Source organism: Falsibacillus pallidus (assembly GCF_003350505.1).
Lineage (GTDB): Bacteria > Bacillota > Bacilli > Bacillales > DSM-25281 > Falsibacillus > Falsibacillus pallidus.
This window is the reverse complement of sequence record NZ_QQAY01000002.1, coordinates 88,088-104,228: the sequence shown is the minus strand read 5'-3', so window position 1 is coordinate 104,228 and position 16,141 is coordinate 88,088. Positions and strand designations below refer to the sequence as shown.

At 43.3% G+C, this 16,141-nt stretch carries 15 protein-coding genes; all 15 read right to left on the bottom strand.

Annotation, left to right across the window (positions count from 1 at the left end):
• Nucleotides 1-88: 88 nt before the first annotated feature.
• The gene (locus DFR59_RS04030; RefSeq protein WP_114744345.1) at nt 89-871 is read right to left on the bottom strand and encodes an ABC transporter permease; all 783 of its coding nucleotides are present in this window, start codon (nt 869-871) and stop codon (nt 89-91) included.
• Entirely contained in the window at nt 871-1,635 is a 765-nt protein-coding gene (locus tag DFR59_RS04025) for an ABC transporter permease (protein WP_158538308.1), read from the bottom strand. Before DFR59_RS04025 ends, DFR59_RS04030 begins: the two co-directional genes overlap by 1 nt.
• Nucleotides 1,636-1,639: 4 nt before the next feature.
• Nucleotides 1,640-2,575, bottom strand: a complete 936-nt coding sequence (locus tag DFR59_RS04020) for an ABC transporter ATP-binding protein (protein WP_245948397.1) — start codon at nt 2,573-2,575, stop codon at nt 1,640-1,642.
• 184 nt (nt 2,576-2,759) lie between these two features.
• Nucleotides 2,760-4,493, bottom strand: a complete 1,734-nt coding sequence (locus DFR59_RS04015; RefSeq protein WP_114744342.1) for a methyl-accepting chemotaxis protein — start codon at nt 4,491-4,493, stop codon at nt 2,760-2,762.
• 218 nt (nt 4,494-4,711) lie between these two features.
• Nucleotides 4,712-5,335, bottom strand: a complete 624-nt coding sequence (locus DFR59_RS04010) for a metal-dependent hydrolase (protein ID WP_114744341.1) — start codon at nt 5,333-5,335, stop codon at nt 4,712-4,714.
• A 174-nt stretch (nt 5,336-5,509) separates the two neighbouring features.
• The gene (locus DFR59_RS04005; RefSeq protein WP_114744794.1) at nt 5,510-6,643 is read right to left on the bottom strand and encodes a M20 family metallopeptidase; all 1,134 of its coding nucleotides are present in this window, start codon (nt 6,641-6,643) and stop codon (nt 5,510-5,512) included.
• A 61-nt stretch (nt 6,644-6,704) separates the two neighbouring features.
• Nucleotides 6,705-7,517, bottom strand: a complete 813-nt coding sequence (locus DFR59_RS04000) for a serine hydrolase (protein ID WP_114744340.1) — start codon at nt 7,515-7,517, stop codon at nt 6,705-6,707.
• A complete protein-coding gene (locus DFR59_RS03995) occupies nt 7,486-8,496 on the bottom strand; it encodes an ABC transporter ATP-binding protein (protein WP_114744339.1) in 1,011 nt (336 codons plus the stop codon). The genes DFR59_RS04000 and DFR59_RS03995 overlap by 32 nt, the downstream gene beginning before the upstream one ends.
• Entirely contained in the window at nt 8,493-9,428 is a 936-nt protein-coding gene (locus DFR59_RS03990) for a C40 family peptidase (protein WP_114744338.1), read from the bottom strand. Before DFR59_RS03990 ends, DFR59_RS03995 begins: the two co-directional genes overlap by 4 nt.
• Entirely contained in the window at nt 9,412-10,521 is a 1,110-nt protein-coding gene (locus DFR59_RS03985; RefSeq protein WP_114744337.1) for a dipeptide epimerase, read from the bottom strand. The genes DFR59_RS03990 and DFR59_RS03985 overlap by 17 nt, the downstream gene beginning before the upstream one ends.
• Nucleotides 10,522-10,534: 13 nt before the next feature.
• The gene (locus DFR59_RS03980) at nt 10,535-11,458 is read right to left on the bottom strand and encodes a S66 peptidase family protein (protein WP_114744336.1); all 924 of its coding nucleotides are present in this window, start codon (nt 11,456-11,458) and stop codon (nt 10,535-10,537) included.
• 129 nt (nt 11,459-11,587) lie between these two features.
• A complete protein-coding gene (locus DFR59_RS03975; protein WP_425454691.1) occupies nt 11,588-13,210 on the bottom strand; it encodes a peptide ABC transporter substrate-binding protein in 1,623 nt (540 codons plus the stop codon).
• Between the two features lie 38 nt (nt 13,211-13,248).
• The gene (locus tag DFR59_RS03970; RefSeq protein WP_114744334.1) at nt 13,249-14,247 is read right to left on the bottom strand and encodes an ABC transporter ATP-binding protein; all 999 of its coding nucleotides are present in this window, start codon (nt 14,245-14,247) and stop codon (nt 13,249-13,251) included.
• A gap of 5 nt (nt 14,248-14,252) precedes the next feature.
• Nucleotides 14,253-15,206: an ABC transporter permease gene (locus tag DFR59_RS03965; RefSeq protein WP_114744333.1), complete on the bottom strand. Its 954-nt coding sequence runs from the start codon at nt 15,204-15,206 to the stop codon at nt 14,253-14,255.
• Nucleotides 15,206-16,135: an ABC transporter permease gene (locus tag DFR59_RS03960; RefSeq protein WP_114744332.1), complete on the bottom strand. Its 930-nt coding sequence runs from the start codon at nt 16,133-16,135 to the stop codon at nt 15,206-15,208. Before DFR59_RS03960 ends, DFR59_RS03965 begins: the two co-directional genes overlap by 1 nt.
• Between the last annotated feature and the right edge of the window lie 6 nt (nt 16,136-16,141).

Genomic DNA, 16,141 nt, shown 5'->3' with positions numbered 1-16,141 from the left:
CTCCTCATTCTTCATTATACTCCTGATTTTTCATTTCAGTCATATCCCTCACCCCCGTACGGGCATAGGATTTGTTGAACGCTTTAATTTATACGCTTTTGAATAGCGCTCCATTTCTTCTTGCTGCTCTTTCCATAAATGCAATCAAGATAAGAGAAATGAGTAAATAACCAATCCCGATACTGAATTCTTTCATTAATAAAGGAGCAATGGCATAGGATTCTAAACCAAAAATCCCTCTCAATGCCTCAATACTATTTGTCAATGGAAGCATCCTAGCGATACTCTCCAATGGACCTGGTAGAAAATGAACGGAAAAGTTGGCACCGCACAAAATCTGAGTGACCGCAAGTACAATGTTTAAATACAAATTTGGATTTTCTACTAAAAGACTTACAGCTGCAAAAATCATTGAGAAACTCATCATGGAAAACAAGGTGATGACCATTAAAACAAAAAGTGTTCCAGTCTTCATCAAAGGCATCTCAAGTCCAAACAAGAAATGTCCAATAACCAAGCCAGCAGCAAATACGAATGTCGAATCCAAGAAAGGTACAATCGCCTTCCTCAAAATGATTAATAATGTCGATGTAGGAGATGCAATGCTCAGCTCAAGTGTTCCGAATCTTCTCTCCATCCTGAACATGTTCAAAAAGTTGATGGACATTGTTTGAAACGTATAGAAGGCAATATTTCCGATTACGACGAATTTTATAAATTCTGATCCTATAACAGAACTGACCAAGGCGGCATAAAACAAGTAATGAATAATCGGATCAATAAGTCTAAACAGGATAAATAGTTTTACGGATTGAAAAGAATAGATTGCCTTATAATTTATATTGGTAAACCCGTATTTATACAGCAGCATTAGATCGCCCCCAAATTTCCTTTTTGGCGTATGATGTTCTCTATCCTCTTCACGATAAAATAAGAAGCAGCCAAGTAAACAAGGCTTACCAATACCGCTATAATTAATGAAGTATACATGTTAGGCGAGAGCAGCAATGATTCATGCACAGCTTTGATACTCCAGGTCATCGGTATCAAGTAGGAAATAAACCGGAGTGCTAAAGGCAAATGATCAACCGGAATCAAGACCCCGCAAATCAAAATCATTGGCATTAGGATTAAATTTTGAAAATCAAACGCGTTTTGAAAAGCTACAAAAACGATAGCCAATATCAATCCAGCAACACTCAATGAAAAAACAAGGACGAGTACAGTTAAAAAGAATAGTGAATAATCCTCAACCCCTATTGAAAAATGAAAAATGAACTTGGCGTATACAAAGCTTAAAATCATGGAAATGAGTGCAATTACTGAATTGCTGATGGTTTTTGAAAGTATGATTTTGAACAAAGACACCGGTGCAGCAATTAAAAGCTTTAAAGTATCGCTCCATTTCTGTGATATTAGCGAAGATCCTGAAGAATATAAAACATAGCTCCACATACTGATCAACGCCGATGCCACCACAAATTTATCTGACTGGATGTCACCTCTTACTTGCTTCAAAAAATAAAAAATAGTCAAAAACATAAAAGGCTGAAAAAACAGCAAAAATTGATACATTCTGTTATTGAAGTTCGTGAAATATTTAACTTCTCTTATAAGCAGCCAAACAGAGTTCATGCCATCACCCAACATCCTTCATGTGATGGACATAAGCATCCTCTAAAGAGATATCCTTCTTCCGCAGTTTCAATACCATACCATATCTGCCAAGATGGTCTGAAATTTTCTCTGTAATCGACTCATCGACCTCGAAGTTAACTGTATAAAATGGTTCTTTGATTGCCTCTATTTCCACATTCGTAAAGAAGCTGTCTCTTTTTAAGCTCTCTGTATCAGATAGATTCATAGTAGCCTCGTATAATTTAAGATGGTTGCAGCTATCTTTTATCTCCTCGGGATTGCCTATCATACTCAGCTTCCCATTTTTAATGAATGCAATCCGATCACAAAGCTCATCAGCTTCCTGCATATAATGTGTGGTTAAAATGATTGTAATTCCATTACTTGAAAGTTTCTTAACTAAATCTCGCAATAGCCTTGCCCCTAATGGATCCAATCCAATCGTCGGTTCATCCAAGAAAAGGATTTGCGGCTCATTGATCAAACATCTGGCAATATGAAGCCTTTGGGTCATTCCCTTTGAATAAGTATGTATTTTCTGACCTTCATTATCCTTTAATTCCACTAATTCTAGCAGCTCACTAATTAATTGTGTTTGTTCTTTGTTCTTAATTTTGTATAGGGTACAGAAGTAGTGCAGATATTCCCTCGCCGTAAGCCTCCCATATACCCCTCGTTCCCCTCCGTAGACAAAATTGATTTTATCCCTGATCTTGCGGCTTTCGGTGACAACATCATAACCAAGAACCTTCGCATTGCCTCCTGTTGGCAGAAGAAGGGTTGTCAATATTTTAATTGTTGTTGTCTTCCCTGCTCCATTTGGGCCAAGCAGTCCAAATACCTCTCCTTTATAAACTTCAAAAGATACATCATCTAAAGCCTTTTTCGTCCCCTTCTTTATCTTGTAGGAACGGGCCAGGCCATTTACCTCAATCACCTTTTGCAAAAACCTCACTCCCTCTATAAATATCATAACATCTTACAATATTACCATAAATTATCATTTAATGTTTAGAAATTTCAGAAATTTAAAGAAGTAAACCAAAAGTGACAGGCACGCCCCGATTTTTGTCGATTAAAAAAGCCCCTGATTCAACAGGGGCTTAAGTCATTAATCATTTTTAAAATGTAAATTGCTGTACGAGTTTGTTTAGGTTGGCTGATTCTTTTTCAAGCATCCTTGCACTGTTTGCCACTTCTTCCATCGAACTGCTTGACTGTTCTGAAGTAGCTGTCACTTCCTCCACTCCTGCAGCCGTTTCCTCTGAAACCGATGCGATTGTATCGATGGAGGCATTGATGACCTTCGTATTATCCAACAGTTCAAACATGGATGAAGACATCGTTTCTACTTGATTGGTTGTTTTTTCAATTGTATCCTTCAATAATTTGAATTTCTCGCCTGTCACGTTGATTTGCTTTGTTCCATCAGATACTAATTGATAGCTGTCATTCAGTCTAGTTACAACTTGTTTCGATTCATTTTGAACATCTGAAACAATGGACGTGATATTCGTGATAGATTGAGTAACCTGATCCGCTAATTTTCTTACTTCATCAGCCACTACTGCAAACCCTCTGCCGTGTTCACCGGCTCTGGCCGCTTCAATGGCAGCATTCAAGGATAGCAAGTTTGTCTGTTCTGATATTTCCTTTATAACTTGTACGAGATCAGTAATCTGGCCAGTTTTTTCATCCAATCCTTTTACCATGGATAATGACGATTTTATTTGGTTATCTATCTCGTTCATTTGATTAACTGACTGAATCATATTTTGAGTACCATCACCGGTAATTTCCAACATCTGTTTAGAGTTTTCTTTTACATTTTCGCCTTCCATCGCTGCGTTCATGATGCTCTGTGAAAAATCGCTCATTTTTTCAAGAAGAGTAGAAGCTGAATGTGCTTGCTCTTCTGCACCACTCGATAATTCCTGCATGGTCGATGCGATTTGGGTGCTTCCCATCCCTACCTCATCAGCATGCTGTGTAAGTTCTTCGCTCTGGGTTGTAACTTGGTCGGATACACGTGTAATTTCAAGCATCATATCCCGAAGTTTCTTTTTCATATGATTCATTGAATTGAATAATTGTCCGATTTCGTCTTTCCTTTTCACCTCTAGTATTTCAGTAGAAAGATTCCCATCGGCAAGCTGTCCCATTTGCAACGAAACTTTTTTAATTGGAGCTGCTAAATGTCTGGAGAAAAGTAGCGTAACGATGCTCCCAATAATTAAAGAGACAGCCAATGTGATCAGCAGCATCAATAAAATGGAATTAGCCGATTTGTTAAAATCCATTTGATATGTTCCAGCCGAAATGACCCATCCCCAATTGGGATCTACTTCACTGTATGTAGTTTTTGGTTCAATTGCATTCGGATCATTTGGAAGCGGCCATTTATAGGTGACAAATCCACCGCCGTTTTTCGCTTTTTTGACAAGGTCATGGATAAAATACTTTCCGTCTTCATCCTTTGAATCCCATACATTTTTGCCTTCTAAGGAAGGATGGGCAAGTTCATTTCCATTTTCATCCAGAACGAAGAAATATCCGTTCTCCCCTAAATCTATTTTATTTGTAATTGTACGTTTTCCATCAGATTGTTTTGGTCCGATTAGAGCCTCTTTGAATTTCTCTTGGGCTTCTTCCTGAGTAATATGACCATTTTGCACCTCGCCATTTAATGTATCAGCAAGTTTGACAGCCATTTTTACTCCATTTTTTAAATTCGTATCACCTAAACTGTTAAGATGATCTTTTGCTTGAAAAAATCCAACAAGACCGATAATAAGTGCGGGAATGACTAGTAATAGGAAAGACACGCTGATCACTTTCCACTTGATTGATTTCATTCTCTATTGACCCTCCTCTGAATAATTAGTGTTTGTCCTAAAAGAGAAGATTGATTTTCTATCTTTTTCCTCCCCGCCCTTATATCGACACAATTCGACTCATTTTAACCCTTTTGTATAAAAATCATTTTTTTATTTTTAAACTATTTTCTGAATTTCACGCAATTTATTTCTGCATAAAAAAAGCCTGGCACAAAAATGCACCAAGCTCGACCTTTTTATATCTCCTTCGAAGACAACGGCAAAAATAATTTCACTCCCCGCTTATTGACCGGGAGGAATTTCATATCAGCGACTAAATGGCTTATATAGCCTGCAAGGCAGGCCTCGAATGCACCCGGCAAACCAATTGAGGCTTGAAACTTGCTGGCGATGACGCCAAAAAAGATCACTCCCAAAATGGAATGGGTGTAGCTTCTATGCGGGATTAGCGATGCTCCAATGATGAAGATCCCAAGCAGCCAGAGCCAGTTTTCCCCCAGTGAATATCCAGCAAGCAGGACGCCAATCCCGGTCATGGTCAGCATCCGCCGCTGGGTGAGAAAGGATGAGAATACGATGACTCCTACCCCTGCACATATCCCTTTCCACTTATCGAATCCTCCGTCTAAATAACTGTAAACGATGAGCAGTACACCCACTACTTGGGCGATGGTCCGAAATACTTTATGTGACATCGTAATTTTATTGGTCAATACACTGTCGATATCCATATCCGGCATCAAGCCAGAGATGCCTCCCAGACCTGCCAGCATTAGATTGGTCGATAAATCCAAATGCTGTGTATTTCCGATGATGAATCCTGCTGCTGTTCCGATAGCTAAATGTGCTGTGCCCTTCAAACCTTTTCACCTTTTTTCTTGATGTTTAGGATGAGTTGCTAAATTCATCCTTTTTCTGCAGTATGTCTACCATTATTCCTTAATTGGAAGAAAAAAACTATCGCACGACATACCTAATATCTCAAGAAAAATGGCAATCTCCTTCCTAACTTTTCCTACTTTCATCCCCTTATCCTACTTGCCGTATGCAATCAGGAGCATGGCCAACAGCGCGCTTCTGATCGGCATCTCATGCCAGATGAGATGTTCATGCTCCGCGTGGGCGCCGTCACCCACAGGGCCCAAACCATCCAAGGTCGGTGCGAGCGGCGCGGTGAAGTTCCCATCGCTTCCCCCGCCAGTCTCCCGTTCTTCCAGGGTAAATCCAAGCTGTTCTTGTGCGATTTTTTTAGCTGTCAAATACATTTCTTCGGTATCTTTTGTCCGTTCAAACGTTGGCCGGTTGATGCCCCCTTCAACCGTTATTTTGGCTTTCGGATTAACCGGCTTCAATTGCTGAATCAACGGCAGTAGCCTGTCAAATTCCTTTTTCGATTTTACCCGAAGGTCGATATCTGCGTTTGCTTCCGCTGCCATGACGTTCCCCGTAGTGCCGCCGTGGACTGTTCCGACGTTCACCGTGGTTCCGATTGATAAATCCGTCAAGCCGTGGAGATAGAGGATTTGATGAGCCATTTCCTCAATGGCACTGACGCCTTTTTCCGGATCGACTCCGGAATGGGCAGGAATTCCTTCCACTTTCATTTTGAACATCCCCACGCCTTTTCGGGACGTCTTCAAAGCTCCATCCATGGATGGCTCCAATACGAATACCCGCTCACTCTTCGCAGCTTCTTTCTCAATGAGCTTCTCAGAAGAAGGACTTCCGATTTCTTCGTCGCTTGTAAAAAGCCAAACGACTTTCTTGTTTAATTTGATCCCTAATTGACTCAGTGCATGAAGCGCGTATAGCCCCTGGATAATTCCGCCTTTCATGTCAAAGGTGCCAGGTCCATAAACCTTCCCGTCATCGAGGCGGAATGGCATGCGTGAAAGAGTCCCTTCAGGCCAAACCGTATCAAAGTGGGCCAAGATCAAAAGCTGGCCGTTTCCTTCTGCCCATTGTGCACGGATATGATTCCCGTATTCTTCCACGGCAATTACTTCAGTCAATCCGCCTGTCAAATGCATGAAGTTCCGTTGAATCCAATCTCCTGCCCGATTTGTTAACTGTTTGTTTGTCGAAGGCGATTCGATTTCAACTAATTCTCTTAAATCATTCAGCATGTTTAACTCGTTATCTTTTAAAAATGCCACAAGTTCATTCATGTCCATTCCCCTTTCCATTGTAGAAAAATCCTTCCCATCACATAGCAGGGAAGGATTTCACTCATTTTTTTATTAAATAGTCAAAGATCGCTTTGCCGATCCTGCTGATTGTTTTTCTGCCGAGTTCTTTATCGTATAGACCATCGATTAAAACAGAGGCATAAACGGTTTTCTCGCCATATGTAAAGATGCCGCAGTCATGCTCCACTCCGTCCAGCTCTCCTGTTTTATTGGCAGCAGTGACAATCTCTGTATCCATCAATGCAGGAAGCTTGTCGACAAATTGCTGCTGTTTCATGATTTGGAGGATCAATTCCCTGCTTTTTTTATTTAAAAGCTTTCCTCTATCAATCTCTTTCAAAACAAGGAGCATGTCCTCAGGACTGGTATAATTGTTCTTCCCATTTCTAATGGCTTCGAAGTCCATCATCCTTCTGCCGAGTGAGGTTTCCTTCAGCTGAAGCGTTTTGATGCAGTCATTGATTTCTTTCTCACCTGCCAGATCGATTAAGAAGTTGGTAGCGGTATTATCAGAAACAATGATCATCAATGTCATAAAATCCTTAACCGTCAGTTTAACGGAATCCGATAAGGCTGGCAGCACGCCCGCTCCACCGACCCGTTTCAAAGACGAAAAATCGACAGGCTCGTCCAGAGAAATCTTTCCCGCTTCCACTTGTCTGAAGCATTCGATGAGAATGGGAAGCTTGATCAGACTGGCTGAAGGAAACCGGTCCATTTCGTTCAAAAGGATCTTTCCTTCATGCGTTTCAATTGCCAACCCGATCCTGCCTGGGCATACGGAAGCCAGCTGCGTGATTTCATCTCTTAACCTGAGCATATTATTTGCTTGCAGCGACTTGAGAGAAGTCATGATCACCTGTCACCTTCTTATTGTAGAGATGGCATGCGACAAAATGATTCGGTTCAATTTCCTGCCACTCTGGTTTAACGGATGCACAGGCATCCATGGCGTGTGCACAGCGCGTCCTGAACACACAGCCGCTCGGTGGATTGATCGGGCTTGGAAGCTCTCCTTTTAAGATGATACGCTCCCGTTTATCTTCCACATCCGGATCAGGAATCGGGATGGCTGAAAGAAGCGCCTGAGTATATGGATGAAGTGGATTATTATACAGCATCTTGCTGTCAGTCAGCTCGACAATATGCCCCAGGTACATAACGGCGATACGGTCGCTGATTTGCTTGACCATTGAAAGATCATGGGCAATGAATAAATAGGTAAGGCCCTTTTCACGCTGCAGCTGTTTCAAGAGATTTACGACCTGCGCTTGTACAGAAACATCCAATGCGGAAATCGGCTCGTCTGCAATGATGAATTCAGGATTCAATGCCAATGCACGCGCAATTCCAATCCGCTGTCTCTGACCACCGCTGAACTCATGGGGATAGCGGTTCGCGTGGTCCCTGTTCAGGCCCACATCTTCTAAAAGCTGATACACCCTCTCGAGCCTTTCCCTCTTATTTTTGTACATCCCATGGACTTCCATTGGCTCCGAAATGATTTCAGACACCGTGGAGCGGGGGTTCAGGGATGCATAAGGGTCCTGAAAAATCATCTGCATCTGCTTATGGAAATCAAAGCGCTCTCTTTCATTCATTTCATGGACGTTTTTCCCGTCAAAGACCACATCGCCTTCCGTAGCATCATAGAGTCCGATGATGGTCCGTCCAGCAGTGGATTTGCCGCAGCCGGACTCACCGACGATCCCAAACGTTTCCCCGCGGTAAATTTCAAAAGAAATGCCGTCCACCGCTTTTAGATTTTGCTTTTTTCCCAGATTGAAATGTTTCTTTAACCCTTTTACTTCGAGCAATGTCTGATTGGTCATGATGCGTCACCTGTTCCCTTCCAGTAGCGGCTTGCTGCGCAAAGCTCTTTTTCATAGATTGTCCCCTTCATATCGAGGATTTCAATCGTTCTTCCTGTCTTTGGCGAATGGAGGAGCTTCCCGTCTCCATAGTAGATCCCGACATGATGGAGGCTCCCTTTCCCTTCTTCATAGGCAAAGAAAAGCAAATCTCCACGCTGAATATCTTCGAGTTCTACTTTTTCCCCTGAAGCAGCTTGATCATGGGCATCGCGGGGAATGATGACTCCGTTCGCTTTGCACATATTGTAGCTGAATCCTGAACAGTCGTATCCATAGCTGCTCATACCACCCCACAAATAAGGAAGATCCAAGAACTGTTCTCCATATTTTACAATTGCTTCTCCGTCTTCAATCGGGATTGCCTTAATGGAAGGATAGATTGCAACGTCTTTTGTATCAAGGTAGCCCGCTCCAATCGGTGTTTTCACTTTCACTTTTCCATTTTCCTCTTCAAGGACAGGCAGGCGGGTTTGAAAGCTTAGCGTCAGCTCCACTTCTCCTTCTTCATTAAGAAGATCCGCTTTTTTCGAAAAAACGACAGCCCATGAACAGTCCTGCACATCCCAGTCGACCACTTTTTCCAACTGAGCCAACGGGACCCATCCCGGATAGCCGCGTTCGTCTTTTGATGATGGCTGATCGACTGCGATCACTTGAGCCCAGCCGTCTTTTTCATCCAAGACAAGTACTTCCTCGCCAAATAACAGCTGCGTCTGCACGCGGTTCCCTTCGCAAAGGTCAAGGAGAGAATCATACGTCATGGATCCAATCCACTCATCCAACTGCACTGGATTCGTGATCGCTCCCTGATCCATTTCCCTGCTGGAATCTTGTTTTGTCCAAACCGTCGCCGCTGACACGCTAGTCAGCCATTTATACTGGATTTCCAATAGTAGCCCCTCCTTCAATATGTACATGTGAGATTCCCAATCCTGTTGATGTCGGAAAAGTAATATGGCGTCCGTTGTAGCGTATTCCGCCTTCCACAATATCCTTCGCCAGCATCAATGGAGCATCAAAATCAAATCTGGTGATATTTTTCTTGCTCGCTGCAAAATGAGCAGCTGCTGTGATCCCAAGCCTTGTCTCAATCATGCTTCCGACCATGCACTCCACTCCGCAAACTTCAGCCATGGCATTGATGGTCTGGGCACGGTAGATTCCCCCTGCTTTCATTAGCTTGATATTAATCAAATCAGCGCTGCGTGTTTTCAACACTTCGAAAGCCTGCTTAGGAGAGAAGACACTTTCATCTGCCATGATCAAGGTTTCCACCTGATCTGTCACCTGCTTCAACCCTTCAATATCATCCGCTTTAACAGGCTGTTCGACTAATTCGATGTCCAGGCCCATGTCCTCCATTTTACGGATTGTTCGGATGGCTTCTTTTGGCGTCCATCCCTGATTGGCATCCAGGCGGATTTTGACCTCTTTTCCTACTCTGTTCCGTATTTCTACAATTCTATCAATATCCACAGCAGCATCGTCTTTGCCGACTTTGACTTTCAAGATATTAAAGTCATTTTCCACATAGCCCGCTGCGTCTTCTCCCATCTCTTCCGGGTCATTGACGCTGACCGTGAAGTCCGTTTCCAAAGCATCCTTTGCCCCGCCAAGGAATTGATACAGTGGGACTTTGCAATACTGGGCAATACAGTCATACATCGCCATATCCACCGCTGCTTTAGCACTTGAATTCCCTACAAGAATCGTATGAATACCTTGAAAGAGAGTTTCATAGTTCAGTAAGTTCTTATTCAGTAAAAACGGTTTGATTACTGTATTGACGGCCGCCTCGATGCTTGAGAGACTGTCGCCTGTAATGACAACGGTCGGTGGAGCTTCTCCCCATCCCACAACGCCACCGCTGCACTCCATTTTCACTACGACGGCTTCCGCCGTGTGGACTGTCCGCAATGCGGTTTTAAACGGCTTCGTCAATGGGACTGCTGCGCGGTAGGTTTCGATATTTTCAATAATCATCATTCATCATCCTTTATTCGATGCCGCTGTCTACGGCAAGTATTTTATTGGATGCGTCAAGAGTGGCTTTCACTCCTAAGGGAACGGCATAGTGCGGATTGCAATGCCCGATTTGGAATCCTTTCACTGCCGGCACTTTCGCCTTCCCGGCATAATGGTCAAGCACTTCATCCAATTCCAGTGACAGCTTCCTCTCCCCGGGTCCGCAGTCCTTGAAATCTCCAAAGACAAGTCCTGAAGCTTCCTGCAATTTCCCAGTCATATAGAGCTGATTAAGCATTCTGTCGACAGAACGCGGCTCTTCATGTATATCTTCAATCAATATGATTTTATCTTTCGTATTGATTTCAAATGCGGTGCCAAGCGTACTCACCATCAGGCATAGGTTTCCGCCTGTCAAAATCCCTTCCCCTTTTCCTGCATGCAATGTTTCCAATGGAGAGAGTTCTTCAGTATAGGTGAATCTTGAGGGCTCAAATAACTGCTGAAGAGATTTCCACGAATCTTCATGAACATCTTCTTCTCCTAAATCAGATCCGAGCATCGGGCCGTGGAAAGTGGTAAGTCCGGTCATCTGCCGAATGGAGGTATGAAGGAATGTAATATCTGAATATCCCCAGAAAACTTTTGGATGCTGTTTGATCAATTCATAATTCAACATGGAGGCAATGCGGCCCGTCCCATATCCGCCGCATGCACAAATAATGCCTTTTACTTCGGCATCCTCAAACATGTCATGCAAATCTTCCAACCTCTCAAAATCACTTCCAGCTAAGTAGCCATATGTATTTAAAGCACTTTTTCCAAGTTTGACTTTCACACCATACATGTCTTGTAATTTTTCTATCGCTCTTGTCAGGTTTTCTTTATTAGGGGAAGAAGCAGGGGAAATGACTCCGATGGTATCTCCTTTTTTGAGGCGCTGAGGTTTCATCATTTATTCTCCTTTCGAATTAAGGACTTTCATTAACGTGGTGATGCATCTTATATGTATATGTTTAATAAATCCAAGGGATGTTCATCAGAACACCCCTTGGCTGGCTAAGTCTATGATTCGCGCTGAAAATTACTTCTTGTCAGCCCATTTCAATTCGATGTATCCAACCGGATGGCGTACAATTCCGGAGACTTTATCGTTTTGAAGGTACACTTGGTTATAGAAGTAAAGCGGTACAATCGGCATGCCTTCGAAAAGGACTTTTTCAGCTTGATATAGATCTTCGAAGCGTTTGTTTTCATCTTTTTCATTTTTAGCTGCTTTGATCAATGAATCGAATTCAGGATTTGACCATCCTGTACGGTTCATGGAAGAACCAGTGATAAAGCTTTCTAAGAAGTTGACCGGATCACCGTAGTCAGCTAGGAAAGAACTTCTAGAGAATTGATATTTCAATGCTTTTTGATCAGAAGCAAACACACTGGATTCAACGTTTTGAAGTTTGATATCCACACCAAGGTTTTCTTTCAGCATTCCTTGAAGCGCTTCTGCGATTTTCTTATGGGAATCACTTGTGCTATAAGTCAAAGTGACATCAGGAAGCTTATCCCATCCTTCTTCTTTCATTCCTTCAGCAAGCAATTCTTTTGCTTTATCTACATCTGTCTTGACTAAATCGCCGTTTGTTTCACGGAAGTCTTTACCATTTGCATCGTTAAATCCATAAGATACAAATCCATAAGCTGGCTTTTCTTGATTTTTCGTTACATAGTCGACAATTTTTTTCTGGTCGATTGCCATTGCAAATGCTTTGCGGACTTTTTCATTATTGAAAGGCTCCATGTTGACGTTAAAGCGGTAGAAATAAAGCCCCGCTTGGTCTTCAACCTTGACGCTTCCATCTTTGAACAATTGTTCGCTCAAATCTGCAGGTACATCTGACGTATCCAATTTACCTGTTTTGAACATTTGATATTCTGTATTTGTGTCATCGATCATAGCCCAATCGACTTTATCCAACTTGACTGTATCGGCATCCCAATACTTATCATTTTTCTCCATAACGATGCGGCTGTCATGATCCCATTTGGTCAATTTGAATGGACCATTTCCAACGAAAGAGTCTGCTTCTGCAAACCATTTCGGATTGTCTTTTGCCACTTTTTCATCGATCGGGAAGAATGCAGGGTTGGCAATGACATTTAAGAAATACGCTTGAGGGCTTGTAAGCTTGACTTCAAATGTTTTGTCATCCAAAGCTTTTACACCCACTGCATCTGCAGAGCCTTCACCGTTATTGAATGCCTCTCCGCCTTCAATGAAGTAGCCCAGGAATGAAGCTGGAGAACCAGTGTTAGGGTCTAATAATCTCTTCCAAGCGAATACAAAATCACCTGCAGTGACATCGTCGCCGTTAGACCATTTTGCGTCCTTGCGGATATGGAATGTGTATGTCTTTCCATCTTCTGATACATCCCATTTTTCAGCAGTCGCTGCTTCTGGATCGTTGTTCTTCCCTAGACGGGTCAAACCTTCCATCAGGTTATTTAATGCACTCCATGACACTGAATCGAATCCGATTGGCGGATCGAAAGAAGTTGGCTCCTGGCCATTGTTCAAGTACAATACCTTCTCTGTCTTGGAATCTTTGTCGCCTTTCGGCTCGCTGTTTGCATCGTCATTTGCGGTACAAGCTGCGAGGCCGAACATCAATACAGCTGTCGACAATACCCCGAAAATCTTTTTCTTCATGTTTTTCCCCCTCATTCAATGAATTTGCATCTATTTTTCTATTTCATAGCTGCCAATAATTTTTGCGCCCTCTCATCCTGAAGCCAGCAATCTACCTCATGCTCGCTGGACAAGCTGGTCTTGAATGGATATGCCCTGTCGCACACTTCCATGGCATAAGGACACCGTGCAGCGAAGGCACACCCTTCAGGCGGAGCAAATAAATCAGGAGGTGATCCAGGAATCGGAATAAGGTCTCCTCCATCCAGATCAAGGCGGGGCACAGAATTCAACAAACCTTTTGTGTATGGATGCTGAGGCTTGTAGAAGATTTCTCTTCTTGTTCCAGCCTCGACGATTTTTCCTGCATACATGACCGCGATTCGGTCAGCGACTTGCGCTACTACACCGAGGTCATGCGTAATGAGGATGATTGATACACCGGTTTTTTCTTGAATCTCTTTAAATAGATCAAGAATCTGAGCCTGAATCGTTACATCCAGGGCCGTTGTCGGTTCATCGGCAATCAGGATTTCCGGATCGCAGACAAGTGCCATCGCGATGACGATTCTCTGGCGCATCCCACCGCTGAATTGATGCGGATACTGCTTCAGTCGTGCTTCAGCACTTGGTATGCCCACAAGCTTCAGCATCTCAAGCGCTTTTTTCTTTGCTTCAGCTCTTGAAATCTTCTCATGCTGAATGATTCCTTCCATGATTTGATCCCCGACTGTCAGTGTTGGATTCAACGCTGTCATCGGATCCTGGAAAATCATAGAGATATCCTTCCCCCTGATTTTCCTCATTTCGGATTCCTGTATTTTAGTCAAATCCTTTTCTTTATAAAGGATGGAACCTTCTGCAATTCTTCCCGGAGGATTCGGGATGAGCCTCATGATGCTTTGGGATGTGACACTTTTCCCGCAGCCTGACTCACCCACAATGGCCAGGGTCTCCCCTTTTTTCAAGTCAAAAGTGACACCCCGAACGGCTTTGACTTCCCCTCCATACGTTTTAAAAGTGACATGGAGGTTATTGACTTCCAGTATATTTTCCATGCTCGCTACCTCCTTAACTTTGGATCAAGCGCATCCTGCAGCCCATCCCCAAGTACGTTGAAAGAAAACATTGTCAACGAGATGAAAAATGCCGGGAAGAACAATCTCCACCATTGGCCGGTTAAAATCGCGGATAAACCGTCGTTGGCCATCGAGCCCCAGCTTGCGTATGGCGGCTGAATCCCAATTCCTAAAAAGCTTAGGAATGCTTCAGCAAAAATGGCCGATGGTACAGTCAGCGTCATTTGAACAATAATCGGCCCCATTGTATTTGGAAGCAGATTTTTTCTGATGATTCTCTTTGTTTTCGTCCCAAACGTTTTCGATGCAAGAACGAATTCATAGTTTTTAATTTGAAGTACCTGTCCGCGAACTATCCTAGCCATTCCAACCCATCCGGTAATGGATAAAGCGAGAATGATCGTGGATAGGCTTGGCCCCATGACAACGCTGATCAAAATGACGACCAGCAAGTATGGCAGCCCATACAGGATTTCGACAAACCGCATCATCAAGTTGTCTGTTCGACCACCCTTATAGCCGGAAATACCTCCATAGACGACACCTACTAAAAAGTCGATGAGTGCAGCCACAAGGCCGACAAATAAGGAGATACGTGCGCCATACCAGGTACGGGCGAACACGTCGCGTCCTAAATCATCTGTACCAAACCAGTGATCACCGGACGGTCCAAGGTTTTGCTCCATAAAATTTTGCTTCGTAACGGAATGTGGGGAAATCCATGGTCCAATAACCGCCATGACAGCTAAAACCGCCAAACAGATAAGCCCAAACATCGCCAATTTATTTTTGATCAATCTTCTCCATGCATCCTGCCAGTAAGAGAGGCTCGGTCGGACAACAGCTTCTGCTTCATCAGAGTCTTTTTGTTTCGGCGTGAACCATTCGTCAGGAATGTTCGGCGCAATATTCGGTTCATGTTGTTTTCGAAGCTCCATTATCTTCCCTCCTTGCTTGACAGTTTGATTCTCGGATCAAGCACTCCGTAAGCCATGTCGACTAAAAAGAGCATAAAGATCAGAATCGCACTGTAAAAAACGGTCGTTCCCATAATGACGGGATAATCCCTCGTACCGATGCTGTCAACGAAGTATTTCCCCATCCCAGGAATTGCGAATATCTTTTCGATGACAAATGTTCCTGTAAGGATCCCTGCAGTCATGGAGCCTAGTATCGTAACAATCGGAAGCATTGCATTCCTCAATGCGTGCTTGATGACAATCTTTACCGGGGACAATCCCTTAGCTTTGGCTGTTTTGATATAATCCTGGGTCAGGACTTCAAGCATGCTTGAGCGTGTCAAACGGGCTATGATAGCCATTGGACCTGTTGCCAGGGCAAGGATCGGGAGAATCATATGCCTCCAGCTCGTCCAGGTTGCAACAGGCAGGATTCCCCAGTTCACTGCTACTTCCTGAATCAACAGCGTTGCCATGACAAAGTTCGGTATCGATATCCCCAGAACAGCAATCGTCATGGCCAAATAGTCGATGATGCCGTTATGCCTCAAAGCGGCAATTACGCCAAGAATGATGCCGGAAATAATCGCGACAATGAGAGTATCCATCCCTAATTCAAAAGAGACAGGGAATCCCCTTCCAATCAGTGTGTTGACAGATTCGCCTTTTTTGATGGATGGTCCGAAATCAAGCATCGCAACCGACTTCAAATAGTTCACATACTGAAGCGGCAGCGGGTCGTCAAGATGGTAAAAGGAAATTAAATTCTTCTGGACCGCCTCACTTGTATTGCGCTCTTCATTGAACGGCGAGCCCGGAATCGTATGCATCAAGAAGAAAGTCATTGTAATGATGAGCCACAGCGTCACTATCATTGCAGCGAAACGTTTTAATAAATATGTAATCATCTGAAC

Bases quoted from the DNA above. Each gene is read 5' to 3' on its own strand.
- DFR59_RS04030 (WP_114744345.1), bottom strand. From the start codon at position 871: ATGCTGCTGTATAAATACGGGTTTACCAATATAAATTATAAGGCAATC.
- DFR59_RS04025 (WP_158538308.1), bottom strand. From the start codon at position 1,635: ATGAACTCTGTTTGGCTGCTTATAAGAGAAGTTAAATATTTCACGAAC.
- DFR59_RS04015 (WP_114744342.1), bottom strand. From the start codon at position 4,493: ATGAAATCAATCAAGTGGAAAGTGATCAGCGTGTCTTTCCTATTACTA.
- DFR59_RS04005 (WP_114744794.1), bottom strand. From the start codon at position 6,643: ATGAATGAACTTGTGGCATTTTTAAAAGATAACGAGTTAAACATGCTG.
- DFR59_RS04000 (WP_114744340.1), bottom strand. From the start codon at position 7,517: ATGACTTCTCTCAAGTCGCTGCAAGCAAATAATATGCTCAGGTTAAGA.
- DFR59_RS03995 (WP_114744339.1), bottom strand. From the start codon at position 8,496: ATGACCAATCAGACATTGCTCGAAGTAAAAGGGTTAAAGAAACATTTC.
- DFR59_RS03985 (WP_114744337.1), bottom strand. From the start codon at position 10,521: ATGATTATTGAAAATATCGAAACCTACCGCGCAGCAGTCCCATTGACG.
- DFR59_RS03980 (WP_114744336.1), bottom strand. From the start codon at position 11,458: ATGATGAAACCTCAGCGCCTCAAAAAAGGAGATACCATCGGAGTCATT.
- DFR59_RS03975 (WP_425454691.1), bottom strand. From the start codon at position 13,210: ATGAAGAAAAAGATTTTCGGGGTATTGTCGACAGCTGTATTGATGTTC.
- DFR59_RS03970 (WP_114744334.1), bottom strand. From the start codon at position 14,247: ATGGAAAATATACTGGAAGTCAATAACCTCCATGTCACTTTTAAAACG.
- DFR59_RS03965 (WP_114744333.1), bottom strand. From the start codon at position 15,206: ATGGAGCTTCGAAAACAACATGAACCGAATATTGCGCCGAACATTCCT.
- DFR59_RS03960 (WP_114744332.1), bottom strand. From the start codon at position 16,135: ATGATTACATATTTATTAAAACGTTTCGCTGCAATGATAGTGACGCTG.